The sequence below is a fragment of the Nitrosospira multiformis genome (genome assembly GCF_900110185.1).
Lineage (GTDB): Bacteria > Pseudomonadota > Gammaproteobacteria > Burkholderiales > Nitrosomonadaceae > Nitrosospira > Nitrosospira multiformis_A.
Genome location: NZ_FOCT01000005.1, coordinates 249,762 through 269,699, shown reverse-complemented (window position 1 = coordinate 269,699; position 19,938 = coordinate 249,762). Strand labels below are relative to the sequence as shown.

Below are 19,938 nucleotides of genomic sequence, written 5' to 3'. Positions count from 1 at the left end.
CGGGATATATCTCTTTGTGCCTGTAGATTCATGAACAACTCCTGAAAACAGTTTCAATTTATCAAAACTGTCAACCGAAGTCGTCATATTCATATCTTATGCTATTTTCTTACACCTTTCCTCGCTCCTCCGCACATATCAAATACACTCAAACTCCTTCCTGATTATTCATAGCACTCGTAAGCTAACTCGGCCCATATCCGGTCAATGGCGAACAATGCCAAGGCGGGTCCTGGTAACCGGGGGGGTGCTGCTGCAAGGATGCCAGTTTGGAACAAAATTTCCACTTTCTCGTTCGCTAGATATCTAGCGCTCCCCTTGTCGTTAACAGGCGGTGTGCAATCATTCATTCCTGCTGCTCTGTTGATCTGATCGAGGCCTGATAATCATTCTCAAGGATTGATCTTTGGTGAAAAAAGCAACTACCCAGTTTGATAATGTCATAAACCGGTTGCGATAAGTGACAAGAGAAAAAAGGTGTACAAATAACCAGATTACCCATGCCATGAATCCCTCAAGATGCAAGGCGGGTTTGGGAAAGTCGGCCACAGCCTTGTTTCTCCCGATAATAGCTAGCGATCCTTTGTCATTGTATGTAAACGCTGTCAAAGGTTGGTTACGGATGACGGCAACAAGATTGGCAGCCAGGTTTCTGCCTTGCTGAAGCGCTACTTGTGCAAGCTGGGGATGTCCCTGGGGAAAATTTCTATCCGAGGTCAGCAGGCAAGTATCGCCTATGGCGTGGATGTTCCCTGTTCCGCTGACTTTGTTATATTCATTTACCAGCAGGCGGTTACCTCGTCCATAACATTCCTGAGGCAGGCCTTCGAATATCCTCCCAGTCACGCCTGCAGTCCACAGCAGGATTTGCGTCTCTAGGGTTTTTCCGTCGGAGAAAATCACTGTATCGTTTATGTAATCCTTCACCTGGGTATTTAGATGTATTTCAACGCCCATTTTCAGCAGCACTTCGTAGGTATATTTTTGCGATTGAACGCTCATGGCGCCCAATAGAGCGGATGCACTGTCAACAAGATGAATCCGTGGCTGGAGACCGGTCAATTCAGGGTAATCCCTGTGCAGAATTCTCTTGCGCATCTCTGCCAGCATGCCCGCAATTTCCACTCCCGTCGGACCACCCCCGGCAATCACGACCGAAAACAGTTTTTTCCTCCTCATTTCGTCAAGCTCAATAGTTACTTCTTCCATTTTTTGAAGCATGTAATTTCGTATTTCTATGGCATCATCCGCCGTCTTCATGGGTAACGCAGTCCGGCGGATATTTTCGATGCCAAAATAATTGGGCTCGGTGCCCGTAGCGAGAACAAGATAATCGTAGGCCAACTCGCCCGTGGACAGGAGTACCTTGCTGTCTTCAGGCATCACCTTTTGCAGCTTGCCCAGCCGGAAGTGGACATTCGCCTTGCCATGGAAAAATTTTCGGAAGGGGTACGCAATATTGGACACGTCCAGGAAGCCGGTCGCAACCTGGTACAGAAGCGGAGGAAAAAGATGATAGTTATTCATGTCAACCAGCGTCACATCAAATTCCTCTTTCCCAGCCAAATGCTTGACCAAGTTCAGTCCAGCAAAGCCGCCACCGATAATAGTGATTTTGGTTTTCATCATGGGGTAATTGACAGAGATGAATAGGAAGGCAGCTTCAGTTTTCTATCAATGCCGCAATCTGGAGCAGAAGATTCGAGCATGATGCGTAGTTTTTTGATCTTGATCCACTAAAAAATCAGGAGTGCCTGTTTGAAGCGTGTACGGTACCGTACAGAATTAGTCAAAAAACACCTGTAGGTTTTAATTTCCCAATTCGGTTAAACAGGGTGAGGTAGATTATGAGATACGATTTCGTTTTTAGAAATTTGATACGATCAATTTTGATCACGGTTATGGCGTTTGGAGCCACCACGTTAGTCCAAGCCGAGAAGAATCCTTCCACTGACAGCGGTAGTTCGTCATCCGGCTCGTCTAAAAAGGAACAGAAATCTGGGGATCAATCAAAGACTACGCAATCCAAAAAGCAAGGCAACTCCGCACAAGCACAGGACAACTACACTTACGGCAAAGACCAGACAGCCGACTACTGGAAGGCACAAGGCATCAGCGCTCATACATATGGCAAGGACGCTGCGAGCGACTACTGGATATCTCAAGGGAAGACGCCAGCCGGATCAACTCAAAGGGGTTCTGCTGGGGGGGATCAAGTTCTTCCCAAAGTGATTACGATTGAGACCGCGAGGAGTTTGGCGTTTATCGGACTTTCTAGTGGCAGGTCAGTGCCGCAAGGTTACGTGTAAATCTGTGCATCTGGAACCCTGAGTTCTTCAACAGATAAGAGTGATGCGAGTAGCATATCCTGTTTGAATGTTGCGCGAATTTCTGGGCAACAATTAAAAAAGTATATCTTGGATATATGGTTATATAGATAACCATTGAGGGATTGAGCGAGGTGGGGCATCGAAGAAACCCAAGCCCCTATAGGACAAGGGGCTTGGGGTGGGTAGATAATGGCGTCATGTTATCGTCCCACATGCCAATACTATCCTTTTGCTAATTATCTTATCGGTGAATAAAAGTCGCTTCAGCGGTGCTATTCCATGGATTGATTCTCTTCTAAAACTGCAAAAAAAGCCCGGCGTGAACCGGGCTAGGGGAGTTGCATTGGATTCGTTTCCCTGTTTTTGGGAGGAGGGAAACGAGTAGGAAGTTTAACCGTGCGAATAAAATATTACCGTTAAATAATTAACACAACCTGAAAAAACCGGTGGAAGAATGTGGAGGCAATAAAAAACCTGCCGAAGCAGGTTGCGGTTATTTCTCATTTTCAAGTACTGTCACTCTTTTATAGTCGTCCGCTGCTTGTTTGGTGAGGGCATTTCAATACTGACGCTTTTCCGCGAGGGTGACGGTCTTGCTCTGTCCGATATTCTCCACCTCGGGGTTGAGACTGGCGTTCTCGATGCCTACTGAACGGTGCGATGTGATGTGTACTGCACCCGGGACTTGCGACCGGTAGACAGGTGCTGTCAGCGTACACTTCCCTGAATTGCAGCAATTGCAGCGTGCGTCCGCCTGCGTGGGAAGTTTTCGGAATGGAGAGATTTTTCTTCACAGCCTTCTGTCCTCGCTGCAATTCCTTCTCTCTCCCTTTTCCAAAACAGCTTCTCATTTTCCTGTGAAACTTCGTTACAAGAAGCCGATGCTCTCGCTTCTTGAGCTTGAGCATCGGCTGATTGATTTGAGCGAACTTTGAGTTCTAGTATTGTGGATCAGTATTATTTTTCTCTCCGTCCTTCCTTGGACATGAAATACCAAGCAGCAACAGCACCTATACCTACTACGAGAATTGCCATTTCCATGATAACCCCCTTTCAGAATTAAGATGATATGCTAAAAAATACGATCAACTTGATGACCAGCCAAATAATGTCAGGCCACCAATATCTACACAAGCGGACATAAAAAAAACGACGGCCCGCATGATATTTGATGCGAGCTCAGAGTAAAAAGTTTCTATATTTTTATAAGTTTTCGTAAAAAATGTGAGTTCAATCCAGACAAAGATCAGCGGGATTGATAATGATTTTTGCTGGCAAAATTGGGTGAGGGGTTTTGCATAATTGGAGCCCCAAGAAGATAAAGGACTGAATTTATAGCTGATCTTTCCCCTGCGCTTAAATCCTATTCTATGAGAGTCCACATATTGAGAATATCGACTACCTGGTTTTCGCGCAGATTATTTTTTCCGGATAACGCAGAAACGCGGTCGTATTCCCATTTCAACGCCCAGGGGTGATCATAGGAAATCGCATTTTTCACAAGCGTCGGGTCAATACTGTCCTCCACCTTAAGTTTTTCGAAGACCTCGCTCAGCATTAATAGAATAAGTTTTTCACCATCACTCAGCTTCATTCCCCCCCTTGCTCTGTTAACACGCTTTCATCTTATAGAGTTCAAGACCCATTACCATTGGTCTGAAGTACATCGTACGGAAGTACAACATCTTCCCGTTGAAGGCTACGGGGTATACCGAGGAGAGATGAGCGCGCTCCTTGCAGTTTTCGCTATGAATGCTGTGGGGTGCTGTTGCCGAGGACTGTTCTCGCTTGCGGTCTTGTCTTCTGAGCGGGTCTGTGACCGAGGGTGCGTTAGCGCACTGAGGATTTCAGAGAAAGGAGTATATCTATTGTCCCTGCAAGCGTATTGCAGGCTGGCCAGAATTCGCCAGCCTCCCGCTTGGAGGATGCAATGTTAGAAAGCATTATCTGTATTCGTCACCCGAAACTTGCACTATTTCATCTGCCACCCATTTACTTATAGGAGTTCGACATGAATAAACTCACATCGATAGTTGTTCTGGCGTCCTTCACGGCGGTTTGCAGCTTCAGCGCGCTCGCTGGATCGCATGATTCGGATAAGGGAGCAATGGACAAATCTTATCAAGACATGGGCAAGAAGGACAAGAAGGACGTCGACAAGAACGCGCCCAGCTCAACCTCTGAGATCACGCGGGAGAAGATGCCCAAGAATTTACCGGAGGGAGTGAAGCAGGAATACAGAGATCAGGAAGTAATGAACAAGAAACCGTATAAGCAGCCGCACCAATGATATAAAGGATCAGAGGCGATCGTTTCCTGAGAAACCGCCTCTGATTTTTTCAATTCTTTACGGCTTGAATTTTCCGGGTTTGCCTCGCCACGCACTGTGAGATAACCTGCTAACCCTTTCTCCATACGCGACAGCGCGTGATCAACCAGAATATAGCGGCCTGGATAATCGACCTTGAATTCCACAATGGTGGCACCGCCGGGCGGAACGAGCGTAGTTTGCACATCGACAAATACCAGTTTACCCTCGCCGATGTCCGTACGAAGGGTAAAGGTAACATCGGGTCGGTAGGTAACACCAGTGTTGCTGCCCTGTTCGGCAGCGACCGAGGACAAGTAACCGAACATTGCGCAAACGGCCGTAAGCAGTAAAAAGGTCCTTCACGTGCTTTTTCTCCCAGTAAACGGATACAAAGACTGCTAAGCTCGTACGGGCAGCAGGATGTTCTTCCTGCAATGTTCCCCGATATTCCGGGCCACGTGCGCTGCAGGCCGAAAGGCGTGGTCAAGGCCGGGGAACACATCGAGCGACCGCAAGTCAAAGGAGGTTATACTTGATCAGCTTACACTCGGCCGGTGCAACTGATGTGGGCCTGTGGCGGGATAACAATGAGGATAGTTATCTGATCATACCACAGGCTCGCGTCCTGGCACTCGCAGACGGCATGGGTGGTGCGGCGGCCGGCGAGATCGCCAGTCAATATTTTGTCGACATGGTGCGAATCGCATTTTCCGAACTGGCTTCCCCCCCGGAAGAGACCGTTCCTGATCGCATTCAACACGTATTCGAGTCGGCAAATGAGCGCATGCTCGAACACATCATTCAGCACCCCGCCGATGCAGGAATGGGATGCACAGCAGATCTTCTCGTGTTCGACGGCGAGCGGTATATTATCGGCCACGTGGGCGATAGCAGAGTTTATCTGCTGCGCGACGGAAGACTGCAGCAGTTGACTAAAGATCATTCGCTGGTACAGTCACAGGTGGATAGGGGCATGCTTACGCCCGAGGAGGCGAAGCATCACTTCCGAAAAAACATTCTCCTGCGCGCCGTGGGAACCGATTCGTCGATGGCATGCGATATCGTGCAAGGAGCGGTAGTCGACCGCGATATTTTTTTATTGTGTTCGGATGGATTGACCGACATGGTGGAGAATGCAGACATCGAAATTGTGCTCGCTTCCGCGGAATCTCTTGAGCAAAAAGTGGAGAGACTGATCTCGGCAGCTTTGGAAGCTGGGGGAAAAGACAATGTCACCGTGATTCTCTGTGAAGTAGAGGATGTGTAGATTGCGATTGAAAGCGGCAATTATCGGCAATTGCTGGCAATTGTCCGTTGTTACCTGTAATCCAGAGGGGCAGCTGCCGTTCGACCGGGCGAGGAAGCAGGATGTTCAACCTCTGCTCCTCTCCTCGTAACGCCAACACAGCTATTGAGCTATACTCCCTATTCACGTCGTTGGAGGTATCATGAAAATCCATGAATACCAAGCCAAACATATCCTGCATCAGTTTGGTATACCCATACCTCGAGGGCATTCCTGCTTCAGCGTGGATGAAGCAGTAGCAGCCGCTAAAAAACTGGGTGGAAGCACATGGGTGGTCAAGGCCCAAATCCATGCAGGGGGACGCGGGAAGGGTGGCGGGGTGAAGATCGCCAGATCGCTTGACGAGGTGAAACAATTTGCCGGGAAAATACTCGGCATGACGCTTGTCACGCCGCAGACGGGTTCGCAGGGTCAGGTTGTACGACGGCTGCTGATCGAACAGGGCCTTGATATCAGGAAGGAATTTTACATCGGGCTGGTGGTGGATCGCGGTCGCCGCCGTGTCTGCCTGATGGCGAGTGCCGAAGGGGGGATGGACATCGAGCAGGTCGCTGCCGATCATCCGGAAAAGATCCACAAAGTGTATATTGATCCGGAGGCGGGACTGACCGCTACGGAAGCGGAAGATATCACGAACAGGATGGGCTTTTCCGGTGCGGCAGTGGCGGAAACGACTGCACTGTTGCAGAATTTATACCGCGCTTACGACAGCACGGACGCATCGCTCGTCGAAATCAATCCGCTGATACTTACCGGCGAAAATCGCGTTGTCGCGCTCGATGCGAAGATGAATTTTGACGATAACGCGCTGTTCCGGCACCCTGATATCGCCGACTTGCGTGATCTTGACGAAGAAGATGCGGCAGAGATCGAGGCGTCCAGATACGGTCTTTCCTACATTTCGCTCGATGGCAATATAGGTTGCCTGGTAAATGGAGCCGGTCTTGCGATGGCTACCATGGATATCATCAAGTTCTACGGAGGAAATCCAGCCAATTTTCTCGATGTGGGGGGAGGCGCAACCACTGAAAAAGTCACGGAAGCATTCAAGCTGATGCTGCGCAATCCGAGGCTGCAAGCCATACTGATCAATATATTCGGTGGCATCATGAAATGTGATGTCATCGCAGAGGGAGTAGTGACAGCAGCGCGTGAAGTGAGGTTGAATGTTCCCCTGGTGGTTCGTCTCGAAGGCACGAATGCGGAGATCGGGAAAAAAATCCTGACCGAATCAGGTCTTGCCATCATTTCAGCCGCGAATATGGCGAATGCCGCGGAAAAGGCTGTTACCGCAGCCGCATCAGCCGCCTCGGCCGCCTGGGCCGCCATGCCGGCCACAGGGTCATGAACAGAATCGGCAAACGAGGGAAATCAGTATGTCGATCCTGATCGACCGTAACACTCGTATCATGACGCAGGGGATTACCGGCAAGACCGGGCAATTCCACACGCGGATGTGTCGCGATTATGCTTATGGAAAAGAATGCTTTGTTGCCGGAGTCAATCCGAAGAAAGGGGGCGAGGATTTTGACGGCATCCCGATTTTCGGCACGGTAGAGGAAGCAAAGCAGGCAACAGGAGCCACCGTTTCTGTAATCTATGTACCGCCACCGTTTGCCGCCGCCGCAATCGATGAAGCGGTGGATGCGGAACTGGATCTGGTAATCTGTATTACCGAAGGTATCCCTGTGCGCGATATGATACGTACCTGCCACAGGATGGAAGGACGAAAAACGCGGCTGGTAGGACCGAATTGTCCCGGCATCATTACGCCCGCCGAGATCAAGATCGGCATCATGCCAGGTTACATTCATCGGAAGGGACGCGTCGGCGTGGTCTCCCGTTCCGGGACACTGACTTACGAAGCGGTGGCGCAACTGATGGAGCAGGGATTGGGTCAATCCACCTGCATCGGTATCGGCGGCGACCCGGTGAATGGGTTGAGGCACCTGGACGTGATGAAGCTGTTCAACGAAGATGACGAAACCGAGGCTGTTTTAATGGTGGGAGAAATCGGCGGTACCGATGAGGAGGATTGCGCCCGCTGGGTCAAGGAGAACATGCGTAAACCAGTGGTAGGATATATCGCAGGTTTGACAGCGCCTCCGGGCAGGCGCATGGGCCACGCCGGCGCCGTTATTTCGGGCGGCCGAGGAACCGCTCAGGAAAAGCTTGCGGTCCTGGAAGAATGCGGAATTAAAGTCGCGCGAAATCCCGCTGAGATGGGCAAGGTTCTCAAGTCCGCATTGAATTGAATAATGCTTATCCCTGAAACTGCTTTGAAGGAAAGCAGCATGATTTTCTCGCAATGAATTTTCTTTCGTTGATTTTTGCTCTTCTGCTGGATCAATGGCGCTCCGGCAGTGCGCGCAAACATATTGTTTCCTCTTTCCTTTCCTATGCCGATTCGCTGGAGCATCATTTCAACACCGGCATCCATCGGCACGGCATCATTGCCTGGATGGCCGCGGCAGGACCTTTCCTTATACTCTCCCTCCTGGTTTATTATTTATTATATGGAGTCAGTCCGCTGCTGGCATGGGCGTGGAATGTGGCAATACTTTATCTCACCACGAGTTTTCGCCAGTTCAGCTATTCCCTGACTGAAATAAAGGAGGCGCTCAGGAACGAAGATTTGCCGCTTGCACGCGATCTCTTGAAGGAATACTACGGGATGGAGGCGGAGAGTGCCAGCAGTGAGGATATTTCACGGATTGCCATCGAGCTGGGGTTGATCCATGCTCATCGTAACATGCTTGGCGTCATCGTTTGGTTCGCCTTGCTACCTGGACCGCTCGGGCCCATGCTCTACCGCCTTGCGGAATTATTGAATGACACTTGGGGAGAGCGCCCGGATGGTTTTGGTGTTTTTGCGGTAAAGGCGTTTTACGTCATCGATTGGCTGCCCGCGAGGGTAACAGCGCTGAGTTTTGCCATTGCGGGCAACTTCGAGGATGCGGTTTATTGCTGGCGCGCGCAGGCGGCATCGTGGGCGGATCAGAACCAGGGAACCATTCTTGCCAGTGGGGCAGGTGCGCTTGGCGTGCGCCTGGGAGATCCGTTGCGGGAAGAGACCGGCGCATATCACCGTCCCGAGGTAGGCGTGGGTGAAGAAGCTGACATGGATTTTCTGCAGGGCACCGTCGGCCTCATCTGGCGTACCCTGGTACTATGGCTCGTCCTGTTGCTGTTGCTAGAGATCGCTGGCTGGACGAGGTGAGCAAGTAAGGAAAAACTGATACAGTTCGCATAAAGCCAATATACAGAGCTTGTAAGCCGATTTATGAGGGCACTATGGCACAACCGTTGCTGATCGCGCAATCAGACCATCCCGTGGGTTTATTGCCTGGCTTCGCCAACCGGCATGGCCTGATCACGGGCGCGACCGGCACAGGCAAGACCGTTACGCTCCAGGTGCTGGCAGAACGCTTCTCGTCGATCGGCGTGCCCGTATTCATGGCGGACATAAAGGGTGATCTGGCGGGCCTCTCCTTTTCTGGCACTGATTCAGCCAAAATGAAGGAGCGGCTTGCGCAACTCCACCTTCCGGAACCTGAATGGACTGCATATCCAGTTACGTTTTGGGATATTTATGGAAAAGCCGGCCATCCCGTGCGAACCATCATATCCGACATGGGCCCGCTGCTGTTGGGTCGATTATTCAATCTGAACGAAACGCAGCAGGGTGTGCTGACACTGGTATTCAAGATTGCGGATGATAACGGGCTGCTGCTGCTCGACACCAAGGATCTGCGCGCGCTGCTGCAATTTGTCGGTGACAAGGCGAAGGACTTCACGGTGCAGTACGGTAACATTTCCGCCGCCTCGATCGGTGCCATCCAGCGTTCGCTTCTGCAGATCGAGCAGCAGGGCGGCGATATCCTGTTCGGCGAGCCGATGCTCGATATTCATGACCTGATGCAGGTGGACAGCAGAGGGCGGGGGATGATAAACATTCTCGCAGCCGACAAATTGCTGAACGCTCCCAAGTTGTATTCCACCTTTCTGCTGTGGATACTATCAGAGTTGTTCGAGCATCTTCCTGAAATAGGCGATCCCGAGAAACCGAAATTGATATTTTTCTTTGATGAAGCCCATTTGTTATTCAATGATGCGCCCCGCCCTCTCCTGGAAAAAATAGAACAGGTCGTGAGGTTGATACGATCGAAGGGGGTGGGGGTGTATTTTGTAACACAAAATCCTCTCGATGTTCCTGAAACCGTTCTGGGACAGCTCGGCAATCGCGTGCAGCACGCCTTGCGCGCGTTTACACCGCGCGATCAGAAGGCGGTGCGATCGGCTGCCCAAACCATGCGGGCGAATCCCAGTCTGGATACCGAAAAGGTGATCAGTGAACTTTCGGTGGGTGAAGCGCTCGTTTCGTTGCTGGACGAGAAAGGCCGTCCCGCCATGGTTGAGCGGGCGTTTATCTTGCCGCCTCAATCGAGGATAGGACCGATCACCGATGCGGAACGCGCAGGTATCATCAAATCCTCGATAATTTTCGGCCATTACGAGCAACAGGTGGACCGTGAGTCCGCATACGAAATACTCAGAAGCCGGGCTCCGATGACCCAGAATACCGGGAATGAGGGAGCCCCCATCCGTGCCAGGGCAAAAAAGACCGAATCCGAAGAGGGTATGATGGATGCGCTGGGTGATATGCTGCTCGGCAAAACCGGTCCGCGCGGTGGATATAAACCTGGCATTCTCGATACCGCCGCACGCAGCGCGGCGCGCTCCATCGGTTCGCGTGCCGGCCGCGAAATCTTCCGCGGCATTCTTGGAGGCATGTTCGGCGGCAGTAACCGCAGACGTTGAAAAAACAGAATGCGCAACGAACTCAAATGCCTGCAAAATATCTCATTCTGAACGAGGGAAGCACAATGCGAGCAATCGCGGCAATTCTTTTGGTCACCACAATTCTGGGTTGCGCCCCTACCACTACAGGTCAGAAGGACTCGCAACCTCCATCTCCGCCTCCGCCGTCACCTCCGACTTCGACGGCACCTCCGACTTCGACGGCGCCTTCATCCCCGCCGCCACAACCTACCCGCCGGCCGGTTTACAACCTTACTGGTTATTCGCCGGGCTTCAAGGATGGCTATATCGACGGTTGTGAGACTGCGAAGAAGACTGCAAATGGAGCGAAGGATGAGCAGAGGTTTGCAGAAGACAAGCAGTACCGGCTGGGATGGAGCGACGGGTTCAGTTTGTGCGGGCGTAACCGCGCTGAAAAATAGGATCGGCAAGTCCGTCCGGAGCGAGCATTTCTAATTCGCCCGTCCTGCTGAAGAGCCGTGGGCGGCCTGCAGCCGTGCGGAATAACCTTTGACTGATTCAGAACCCCGGCGGATAACGTCTTCGATATGGCTGGGATATAATAGCGCTTTTTTGCAGATCGCCATGAGACGCTTGCTTCCAATATCGCTGTGTCTGCTTGCCCTGCCACTGGCTGCTCAGCAACCCCAGTTTCACGCGCCGCCGCAAACTCTCTCCGTCGCCGCCAAGTCTTATATACTTGCCGATCTTCAGAGCGGACAGGTGCTTGTAAGCAAGAATGCCCATGAACGCGTCGATCCGGCATCGCTGACAAAGCTGATGACGGCTTACGTGGTTTTTGTAGCCCTGTATCAGAAACGTGTTACCTTGACGCAAGCTGTGCCAGTCTCGACACGTGCATGGCGCGCGCAGGGCTCCCGCATGTTCATCGAGCCGAAGAAGCCGGTAACGGTCGATGAATTGATTCGTGGCATGATCGTGCAGTCAGGAAACGATGCGTCCATTGCGCTGGCGGAGGCCGTTTCAGGGTCAGAGGAGGCATTCGCTCAAGCGATGAACAAGGAGGCGGCGCGCATGGGCATGAAGAACACTCGTTTTGCCAATTCAACCGGACTTCCGGACCCGGATCATTACACCACCGCGTATGATCTCGCCTTGCTCGCAACCGCCATCATCCGCGATTTTCCGGAATATTATCCACTCTATTCCCTCAAGGAATATACCTATAACAAAATCACTCAGGCGAACCGGAACCGCCTGCTCTGGCTTGACCCGAATGTCGACGGGATGAAGACAGGACACACTGACGCAGCTGGTTACTGCCTCATTACTTCAGCCAGGCGGGGACAGCGTCGGTTGGTTGCGGTAGTGATGGGAACCGCCTCGGAGAGCGCGCGCGCGATGGAAAGCCAGCGCCTGCTGAATTATGGTTTTCAGTTCTACGATACGGTTCGTCTCTATCCGGGAGAGCGGGAGGTGGTTGCCATTCCACTATGGAAAGGCGCCCAGGACAAACTCAGGACGGGATTCGGAAATGATGTTTATTTTTCGCTTCCCCGCCATCAAACTGACAAGCTCAAGGCAAGGATGGAATATAAGCAGCCACTTCTCGCTCCTGTCGCTGCGGGTCAAAAAGTTGGCACAGTGAAGTTTATGCTCGAAGGGAAGCAGGTGGTTGAACATCCGCTGGTAGCGCTCGAAACCGTCAGCGCCGCGAATATTTTTGGCCGGGCATGGGATAGCATGCGGCTTCTGTTTAACTAGAAGCAAGAACCCGGAGCTATCCAGGCTGATCATGATCTATCTCAACGGCGATTTCCTCAGAATTGAAGAAGCACGCATCTCTGTGCTGGATAGAGGTTTTATTTTTGGTGACGGGGTATATGAGGTTATTCCTGTCTATTCCCGCAAACCTTTCCGTCTGGCGGAGCATCTGCGCCGGCTCCAGCACAGCCTCGATGGCATTCGCCTGCAAAATCCGCATTCGGACAGCGAATGGACACATTTGCTGGAACAAATCGTCGCCTTGAATGAAGGTGAGGATCAGTATATCTACCTGCATATCACCCGCGGTGTCGCCCGGCGCGACCATGCCTTTCCACAAGGTGTCGCCCCCACCGTCTTCATTATGAGCAATCCGTTGCTGACCCCGCCCCCCGGGTTGCTGCATACTGGCGTGGTGGCGATTTCGGCCGATGATAACCGATGGTTGCGCTGCGATATCAAGGCAATCTCGCTCCTGCCCAACGTATTGCTGCGGCAGATGGCGATTGATGAAGGCGCCCTGGAAACGGTGTTGTTTCGTGACGGTTTCATGACTGAGGGGGCGGCAAGCAATATCTTTGTCGTAAGAAGTGGAATTCTGCTGGCTCCGCCCAAAAATCACCTGATGCTGCCGGGCATCACCTATGACGTAGTGCTGGAACTGGCACAGGCGAATGGCATTCCCCATGAAATTCGCGCGATTACGGAACATGAGGTGCGCACCGCCGAGGAACTTTTGCTGACATCCTCAACCAAAGAAATCATGCCGATTACCCGTCTCGATAACCAATCGGTGGGTGAGGGAAAACCCGGCAAAATGTTTGAATTGTTTTACCAGCTCTACCAGAGTTATAAACAAACCACCATGCGAGGCAACTCTTCGATATCCTGAAGGTCGTGAAACCTGTGACTTCGTCTGACGAGAGCACCCTGATCGAATATCCCTGCGATTTCCCGATTAAAATCATGGGACGTGTCGGATCGCCGTCCGGTATTCCACCCAGTGCCGCAACACTGGAATACCGGCGGCAGGATTTTTCACAGAACGTACTGGCGATTGTGAAGCGCCACGCCCCGGATTTTGACGAGGCGACCATGGAGGTAAGAATCAGCAGAAAAAGCAATTATCTCAGCCTCACGTGCACGATTCGCGCTGTTTCTCGCGAACAACTGGATGCGCTATATCAGGAACTGTGCGATCATCCCACCGTGGTAATGGTACTTTAGCGAGTTTTTTATTCCTGTTCCGCGATTCATGTTCCGGATTCCGGAAGCTTCTATCCGTGATACAGCCCTTAGCCTGGAGTCTGCGCCCTCTCCTGTGCAGAGGATTACTTCAGGACTTGAAATCAGATATGCTGCTGTGGTGGATTATCTTTCCATCTGGCAGGCGATGAAGGCGTTCACGGCAAGTCGCACCCAAAATACCCCTGACGAAATCTGGTTGCTGCAACATTGGCCGGTCTATACCCAGGGTGTTGCCGGCAAACCCGAGCATTTGCTCTACAATTCAGGCATTCCCGTAGTACGTACGGATCGGGGTGGTCAAATCACCTATCATGGTCCGGGTCAGGTTATTGCGTATCTGTTGCTGGATATGCGGCGCCTCAAGTTAGGCGTGCGCGACCTGGTCAGAAAAATGGAGGGCGCCGTGGTAGACTTGCTGGATGAGTATCGTGTCGATGCCTGCGGCAACGAGGATGCGCCGGGTGTATACGTTGGCGGAGCAAAAATCGCGGCACTGGGGCTGAAGATAAAAAATGGATGCTGCTACCATGGCCTGGCTCTGAATGTCAGCATGGACCTCACCCCGTTTATGGCTATCAACCCTTGTGGCTATACAGGGTTAAGGGTTACGCAAACCAGCGATCTCGGTATAACCGACGAGCTGGAAACGCTGCAAGGAAAGCTTGCCGAAAAACTGAAGGCCAGGCTGAAGCAATGATTTCGAGAATATTTTAAAGATGGATTATCAACCGATCCGGATATTCCGGATTGATATGGATCAATATCAAGAAGACGTTTCTTCCTTATCATGACAATTGAAAGTCGCCAGAAAGGCGTTGCAAAAACCGCGCGCAATCCGGTCAAAATCGCGCCGCAATCTCCCGATCAGTTGCTGCGTAAACCTTCCTGGATCAGGGTGCGATCCTCCAACAGCCAGGAGTTTTATGAGGTCAAGCGGATTTTGCGGGAGCAGAAGCTGCACACGGTATGTGAGGAAGCTTCCTGTCCCAACATCGGCGAATGCTTCGGCAAAGGTACTGCAACTTTCATGATACTGGGCGATCTCTGTACCCGTCGTTGCCCTTTCTGCGACGTGGCGCATGGCCGGCCGCGTCCTCCGGACCCCGAAGAACCTCTGCACCTCGCGCAATCCATTGCCGCCATGAAGTTGAAATATGTAGTTATCACGAGCGTTGACCGCGATGACCTTAGGGATGGCGGAGCTCAGCATTTCGTGGATTGCATCCGCGAGGTTCGAGCCCATTCGCCTCAGACAAAGATAGAGATCCTGGTGCCGGATTTTCGTGGGAGACTGGATATTGCGCTGGAAAAATTATTCGTCTGCCCGCCCGATGTTATGAACCACAATCTCGAAACGGTACCCCGACTCTACCGGCAGTGCCGTCCGGGTGCGGACTACACGCATTCGCTCCGGTTATTGAAGGAGTTCAAGGCGCGTTTTCCGGGCATCCCCACCAAATCCGGGTTGATGCTGGGACTGGGAGAAACTGACGAGGAGATCCTCGACGTGATGCGCGACTTGCGCGAGCATGATGTCGAGATGCTTACCATTGGCCAGTATCTGCAGCCAAGCATCGGACATTTACCTGTCATGCGTTATGTCAGCCCGGGGGCATTCAAGGAATTTGAACGCGCCGCGATCGAAATGGGTTTCAGCAACGCCGCGTGCGGGCCCATGGTCCGGTCCAGCTATCATGCGGATCAGCAGGCGCATGAGGCAGGCATCATACAGAGGTAGCGGTTTTAGCGAAGAGAATCAGCGAGGAGAGGAATTTCAAGGCCGGTTATGCAAACCCGACAGGAGTTACTCCAATGCGCATCATTCCTGCTATTGTTGTCTGCTTTTTCGTTTCTATCCCTGTTTCCGCTGCAAGTGACACCCTTGCAGATGAAGAGGCCGCCGGTCTGAAGCAAGCACTTACACTGAGTGTGAATGCGGCAATAGATATACTGGGAGTTCCAAACGGTTTTCTCCATAACCCCAAAGCAAAAATCCCGTTACCCGTCTCTCTGCAGAAAGCAGAGGGTTTGATGCGCTCCGTGGGTATGAACAAACATGCTGATGGGTTGATCGCGGCCATGAACCACGCCGCCGAAACGGCGGCGTCGGAAGGACGGGCCCTGCTGATAGATGCGGTGCAGAATATGCCTGTAGAAGATGCGAAAGCGATACTTGCAGGCGGAGACGATGGAGCGACGCAGTACTTTCGTAACACCTCATCCGACTCGCTTTCCGATCAATTTTTGCCGATTGTAAAAAAAGCCACCGAGCAGGCGGGCGTGCTGAAAAAATACAATGACTTTGCCGGGAAGGGTGCGAAGCTCGGATTGATTTCGGAAAAGCACGCAAATATAGAAAACCATGTCACGGAAAAAACCCTGGACGGAATTTATTTGTTGATGGCAGAGAAGGAACAGGCCATACGCTACAACCCTGCGGATCAGGATAGCGAACTAGTCCGCAGGGTGTTTGGTACGCTCAAGTAGAGGGATCTGGAGCTGCCTGCTTATCTGAGGCTGGTTTGTGTCTTCCTGACGTTGACGTATTTGCTGAAGATATCTTCGAGCTTTTTCTGGTAGATATCGGCCTGCGGGTTTTTCCTGTACGCATCGGCGAGATCGAGGATCGCCATGTTAAAGGACTCATCACCAGGGACAACCGATAGCGTAATCGCCCCATGAGTGGCGAACTCGTTTTCCCACCGTTTGCGCACATCTGCCCAGAAGGCGGAAGTATCGTTCCAGTAGTTTACCGCAGGTTGAAAGTCATAGCCTTTGATCCGACGGTATTCATTGAAGCCGAACTCGCGTACCAATACCGCATCCTTATCATCTTTCGTCTGGATAACCTTGGTATTGTCCTGCTCATGAGTCCACCCCTGAGGTGCAATGGTATGGCGATTCTCCGTACTGATGATCTGGTAGTCGCTGCGCTTGGTGTACTCGCGGCGCGGTAATGGCCGCCAGTTGCGCTCCGAAGTCCAGGTCGATACATCGTATCGATGGTTCCATTTGCCATTGCCCGAGTAGCGGGGTGCGTCGTTTACTTCGTAAACCAGTTGTGTCCATGTTCCCGGTATTTCAGCAGGATCACGCTTTTGTTGCTCGAATCGCTGGCTGCCGGTGTAGACCCAGCGCGTCGGCGCTTCATAGATCCAGTCCTGGCGCCAGTGCTTGGTGACTGTGCCACCCCCCATCACCAGGATGTGTTGCAGTGAAATCTTGCGGCCAGTATCTTCCACTAAGAGCACGAACTCGAACCCCATGCTGCGCTTCGGTTCCGAACGCTTGTAGCCCGGTTGCAGTACGACGGTTTCGTCGAATTTAAACTGGACCTCATATCCACCCTGCATAGCGAGTATAGCGCGCCGGTCGCAATCAAAAGGCTTTTCACCCTCTGCGCATCCCGCGACCAGCCGCTCTATGGTCGGATAGGCGGATTCAGCGGATTTTGTGGATGGGCTGCTTTTCAGCAGGGGAACCTTGCCTGCGCAAGCGCTGAGCAGTGACAGCGCAAGCAAGCTCGCGGCCAGAGTAAGCGAACGTTTCATAGATATTTCCTCATACAAATGCAAATGTGGTACCTGAAAGATGACGTTTGAGGCTTAAAGGCGTTCAGGCTGACAGGGCGACAGGTTAGCAGTTTAAACCGGGTTTGTGTCTGATTCCCGTACTCGCGCTGTCATACCAGCTGCTCGTTATGATAAAGGCATGGGGGATTTTGCAGCGGGGGAGCGGTGTGACTGGAGCTCCGTGCTTGGGGCGAATCGAGCGGGGAAGCAGCAGATGCCGGAGCAGAGGCCATTTGGCCATGAGTCTCAGGCTCATGAAAAACATCATCCTTCCGAAAAACCTTCCTTTCCTTTATCTCGAAGTTCCTGCTCAAGCCATCCGATCAGGCTTTCAATCAACTGATCGCTTGCCTCCGTAAGGGCTTTTACGGCGCCCGCGGCATTCGCCGTTGGCGCGGGCAGCTCTACCCCAAAGCTGCGCTGGGAAACTGCGTAACGGGTGGCGCGATCGATAAGGCTGGCGCGAAGTCTCACAATGGCGCTGCTTCGGGAAGGCGTATCGAACACCTGGGCAAATTCTTCGAGGTCGAGCCGCAATGTGTAATCTGCGCGCGTACCTTCGCCAGTGTTCATCACTCCCCGTTCATTAATGGCGGCAATGCGTGTTCTGACGCGTTGCGTGAGTAACTTTGCAGGTGTCGAGGCCCAGCGGCTGCTGCGATAAGCGAGAAACCGTGTGGGGTCATCGTAGGCTAGCCGGTAATGAATCGCCGTGCTATCGAGCCAGGCAGGTGCAATGGTCTCAGCGACCAGCAGACTTGTCCGCAGTTGCTTGTTTCCCCCCGCATCGACCGCACTGGGCTGGATAGGGAAGGGCTGTAATCCAAAATCATATACCGCTACCGGCGCTGGATTACGAATAGCGGCGCACGCTGTCAGCGCTGCAATTGCCACTGCAAGAACCAAGTATTTTTTCATCTCATCTACTTCCTGGCGGCACAAAACCTGTCTCACCGGGACCCGGTGGCGGGGGAGGACGGCCAAACAGCAGGCTTGTCGGTTGATCTTCCAGCTGGAGTAGCACCCGGTCGACACTGCGGGTGGTATTTTTGATACCTTCCGTTGCTTCCCGCAATGATCGCATGGTTTCGCCCAGCTCTACCGTGGCTACGGAAAGGCCATCGATGGCTCCTCCTTGCCGGTTCAGCCTCGATGTGATCTGGTTGAGGTCGACTACAAGCTGGTCAGCATTTTTCATTACGGAACTTGCATCGGCAGCGAGTCCCGGGATTGCCTTGAGCCCCGGCTCCAACTGGTTGAGAACCCTGGAGAGGCGGCCCGTCGCCTTTTCCGTATTTTCCAGTATATGCATGAATCGCGTTCGATTCTCATCTTCGAGGAGGAGATTCATTCTTTCGATCAATACGCTGGCAGTACCGAGCAGGTGCTGGCCCGAACTGGTGATGCTGTCGAATAACGAGGGGCGCAGGGGAATTCGCGCGGGTTCATCCGAATCAGTTTCCAGTTGTTCGGTTTCACCGTCCTCGTCATTCAGCTGCACGTATGCCAGGCCCGTCAAACCCTGATAGCCCAGTTGGGCAAATGCATTCCGGGTCAAAGGCACGTTCTTGTCCACTGCGATCTGAATCAGAATCTTATGCGGATCCTTTTTATCCAGCTTGATGTTCTCGACTTTACCGACCGTTACTCCCCGGTAACGTACTATTGCCTGAGAATTCAGGCCCGAGACCGGAACCTCCGACACGAGCATGTATTTGTTGCGCATCATGGTGTCCCCACCGAACCACAGGACGGCAGCCGCCAGCGCTGTACCTAGAATAATTACGAATAAACCAGCCGCAAGGGCGTGGGCCCGGTTTTCCATAATCGCCCCCCTATAAGATACTGTTGTTTTCCAAAGTTTTCCTGCCGCGCACGCCGCAGAAAAAATTGGAAATGAAAGCGTGTTTGGTGTTTATTACCTCTCGCACGGTTCCCAACGCCACCAGACGTTTGTCGGCCAGCACCGCGACACGATCGGAAAGCGCAACCAGTGTGTCGAGGTCGTGAGTCGCCATGATGATCGTAAATGTCAGTTCGGATTGCATCGTCTTGATAAGGCTGACGAATCCCTCACTGAGCTCTGGATCGAGCCCGGCCGTTGGCTCGTCCAGAAACAGGAGCTCCGGATTAAGCGCCATCGCGCGCGCCAACGCGATGCGTTTGATCATGCCGCCGGAAAGCTCGGCAGGCATCTTATTTGCATGGACAGGCGCGATTTCCACCATTTCAAGCTTGAGCATCACGAGATCGCGAATCATCTCTTCGTCCAGCGTGCGCAGCTCGCGCATCGGCAAGGCGATATTGTCATAGACCGACAACGCGCTGAACAGGGCGCCTTTCTGGAACAATACCCCGCAGCGGTTTCGCATGTTCTGTATCTGCTGGCGATTTCGGTCGCGCAATGGTTCTCCGAAAACCTTCACCGTGCCTTGGGCGGGGGTTTCGAGGCCGAGCATCTGCCGCATGAGCGCCGTCTTTCCGCTACCTGAGCCTCCGACCAGCGTCAATACTTCTCCACGCTGCACGCAAAGTCCGATATTTTCATGCACGACGTGGTTGCCGAACTGGGTATACAATCCCTCCACCTCGATAATGCAGTTATTTTTCGGCATGCGCCTCCCG

Annotated in this window: 21 protein-coding genes; 14 read left to right on the top strand and 7 right to left on the bottom strand. The window is 52.4% G+C overall.

Annotated elements, in window-relative coordinates; translation table 11 throughout:
• Positions 1-342: 342 nt before the first annotated feature.
• Positions 343-1,629, bottom strand: a complete 1,287-nt coding sequence (locus BMY01_RS08045) for an NAD(P)/FAD-dependent oxidoreductase (RefSeq protein ID WP_217638632.1) — start codon at positions 1,627-1,629, stop codon at positions 343-345.
• 218 nt (positions 1,630-1,847) lie between these two features.
• Here BMY01_RS08045 and BMY01_RS08040 point away from each other — a divergent pair, with 218 nt between their 5' ends.
• Positions 1,848-2,309, top strand: a complete 462-nt coding sequence (locus BMY01_RS08040) for a hypothetical protein (protein ID WP_074745979.1) — start codon at positions 1,848-1,850, stop codon at positions 2,307-2,309.
• Between the two features lie 1,384 nt (positions 2,310-3,693).
• Here the strand turns inward: BMY01_RS08040 and BMY01_RS08030 are convergent.
• Entirely contained in the window at positions 3,694-3,924 is a 231-nt protein-coding gene (locus tag BMY01_RS08030) for a YfbU family protein (RefSeq protein WP_074745975.1), read from the bottom strand.
• Between the two features lie 417 nt (positions 3,925-4,341).
• Between BMY01_RS08030 and BMY01_RS17375 the strand changes: the two genes are divergently transcribed.
• A complete protein-coding gene (locus BMY01_RS17375) occupies positions 4,342-4,620 on the top strand; it encodes a hypothetical protein (RefSeq protein ID WP_139176803.1) in 279 nt (92 codons plus the stop codon).
• Here BMY01_RS17375 and BMY01_RS18300 read toward each other — a convergent pair.
• Positions 4,575-4,967, bottom strand: a complete 393-nt coding sequence (locus BMY01_RS18300; RefSeq protein WP_074745973.1) for a multicopper oxidase domain-containing protein — start codon at positions 4,965-4,967, stop codon at positions 4,575-4,577. The genes BMY01_RS17375 and BMY01_RS18300 overlap by 46 nt on opposite strands.
• Positions 4,968-5,173: 206 nt before the next feature.
• Between BMY01_RS18300 and BMY01_RS08020 the strand changes: the two genes are divergently transcribed.
• From BMY01_RS08020 to BMY01_RS07965, 12 genes are all read left to right on the top strand, one after another.
• Complete coding sequence (locus BMY01_RS08020; protein ID WP_074745971.1) at positions 5,174-5,908, top strand: Stp1/IreP family PP2C-type Ser/Thr phosphatase; 735 nt, start codon at positions 5,174-5,176, stop codon at positions 5,906-5,908.
• Between the two features lie 181 nt (positions 5,909-6,089).
• Positions 6,090-7,295, top strand: a complete 1,206-nt coding sequence (gene sucC, locus BMY01_RS08015; RefSeq protein WP_074745968.1) for an ADP-forming succinate--CoA ligase subunit beta — start codon at positions 6,090-6,092, stop codon at positions 7,293-7,295.
• Between the two features lie 28 nt (positions 7,296-7,323).
• On the top strand, positions 7,324-8,202 hold the full coding sequence (gene sucD, locus BMY01_RS08010; protein ID WP_074745966.1) for a succinate--CoA ligase subunit alpha: 879 nt from the start codon (positions 7,324-7,326) through the stop codon (positions 8,200-8,202).
• Positions 8,203-8,255: 53 nt separating this feature from the next.
• Positions 8,256-9,167: a CobD/CbiB family protein gene (locus BMY01_RS08005; protein WP_074745964.1), complete on the top strand. Its 912-nt coding sequence runs from the start codon at positions 8,256-8,258 to the stop codon at positions 9,165-9,167.
• A 74-nt stretch (positions 9,168-9,241) separates the two neighbouring features.
• Positions 9,242-10,768 (top strand): helicase HerA-like C-terminal domain-containing protein, encoded by a 1,527-nt coding sequence (locus BMY01_RS08000; protein ID WP_074745962.1) that lies wholly within the window; start codon positions 9,242-9,244, stop codon positions 10,766-10,768.
• Positions 10,769-10,794: 26 nt separating this feature from the next.
• Positions 10,795-11,190: a hypothetical protein gene (locus BMY01_RS07995; protein WP_074745960.1), complete on the top strand. Its 396-nt coding sequence runs from the start codon at positions 10,795-10,797 to the stop codon at positions 11,188-11,190.
• A gap of 163 nt (positions 11,191-11,353) precedes the next feature.
• Positions 11,354-12,493, top strand: a complete 1,140-nt coding sequence (locus BMY01_RS07990; RefSeq protein ID WP_074745958.1) for a D-alanyl-D-alanine carboxypeptidase family protein — start codon at positions 11,354-11,356, stop codon at positions 12,491-12,493.
• A 31-nt stretch (positions 12,494-12,524) separates the two neighbouring features.
• Entirely contained in the window at positions 12,525-13,385 is an 861-nt protein-coding gene (locus tag BMY01_RS07985; protein ID WP_074745956.1) for a D-amino acid aminotransferase, read from the top strand.
• Positions 13,386-13,390: 5 nt separating this feature from the next.
• The gene (locus BMY01_RS07980; protein WP_074704011.1) at positions 13,391-13,720 is read left to right on the top strand and encodes a YbeD family protein; all 330 of its coding nucleotides are present in this window, start codon (positions 13,391-13,393) and stop codon (positions 13,718-13,720) included.
• 94 nt (positions 13,721-13,814) lie between these two features.
• Complete coding sequence (gene lipB, locus BMY01_RS07975) at positions 13,815-14,438, top strand: lipoyl(octanoyl) transferase LipB (protein WP_139176801.1); 624 nt, start codon at positions 13,815-13,817, stop codon at positions 14,436-14,438.
• Between the two features lie 90 nt (positions 14,439-14,528).
• Positions 14,529-15,479 carry a lipoyl synthase gene (gene lipA / locus BMY01_RS07970; RefSeq protein WP_074745954.1) on the top strand — a complete coding sequence of 317 codons (951 nt, stop codon included), beginning with the start codon at positions 14,529-14,531 and terminating at the stop codon, positions 15,477-15,479.
• A gap of 74 nt (positions 15,480-15,553) precedes the next feature.
• On the top strand, positions 15,554-16,228 hold the full coding sequence (locus BMY01_RS07965) for a DUF4197 domain-containing protein (protein ID WP_074745952.1): 675 nt from the start codon (positions 15,554-15,556) through the stop codon (positions 16,226-16,228).
• 20 nt (positions 16,229-16,248) lie between these two features.
• Here the strand turns inward: BMY01_RS07965 and BMY01_RS07960 are convergent, their stop codons facing one another.
• The 4 genes from BMY01_RS07960 to BMY01_RS07940 all read right to left on the bottom strand — a co-directional run bounded on the left by BMY01_RS07960 (position 16,249) and on the right by BMY01_RS07940 (position 19,928).
• Complete coding sequence (locus BMY01_RS07960; RefSeq protein ID WP_081353839.1) at positions 16,249-17,292, bottom strand: DUF6607 family protein; 1,044 nt, start codon at positions 17,290-17,292, stop codon at positions 16,249-16,251.
• 285 nt (positions 17,293-17,577) lie between these two features.
• Entirely contained in the window at positions 17,578-18,231 is a 654-nt protein-coding gene (locus tag BMY01_RS07950) for an ABC-type transport auxiliary lipoprotein family protein (RefSeq protein WP_074745948.1), read from the bottom strand.
• 1 nt (position 18,232) lies between these two features.
• The gene (locus tag BMY01_RS07945; protein WP_074745945.1) at positions 18,233-19,138 is read right to left on the bottom strand and encodes an MlaD family protein; all 906 of its coding nucleotides are present in this window, start codon (positions 19,136-19,138) and stop codon (positions 18,233-18,235) included.
• Positions 19,139-19,148: 10 nt separating this feature from the next.
• The gene (locus BMY01_RS07940) at positions 19,149-19,928 is read right to left on the bottom strand and encodes an ABC transporter ATP-binding protein (protein WP_074745943.1); all 780 of its coding nucleotides are present in this window, start codon (positions 19,926-19,928) and stop codon (positions 19,149-19,151) included.
• Positions 19,929-19,938 lie beyond the last annotated feature (10 nt).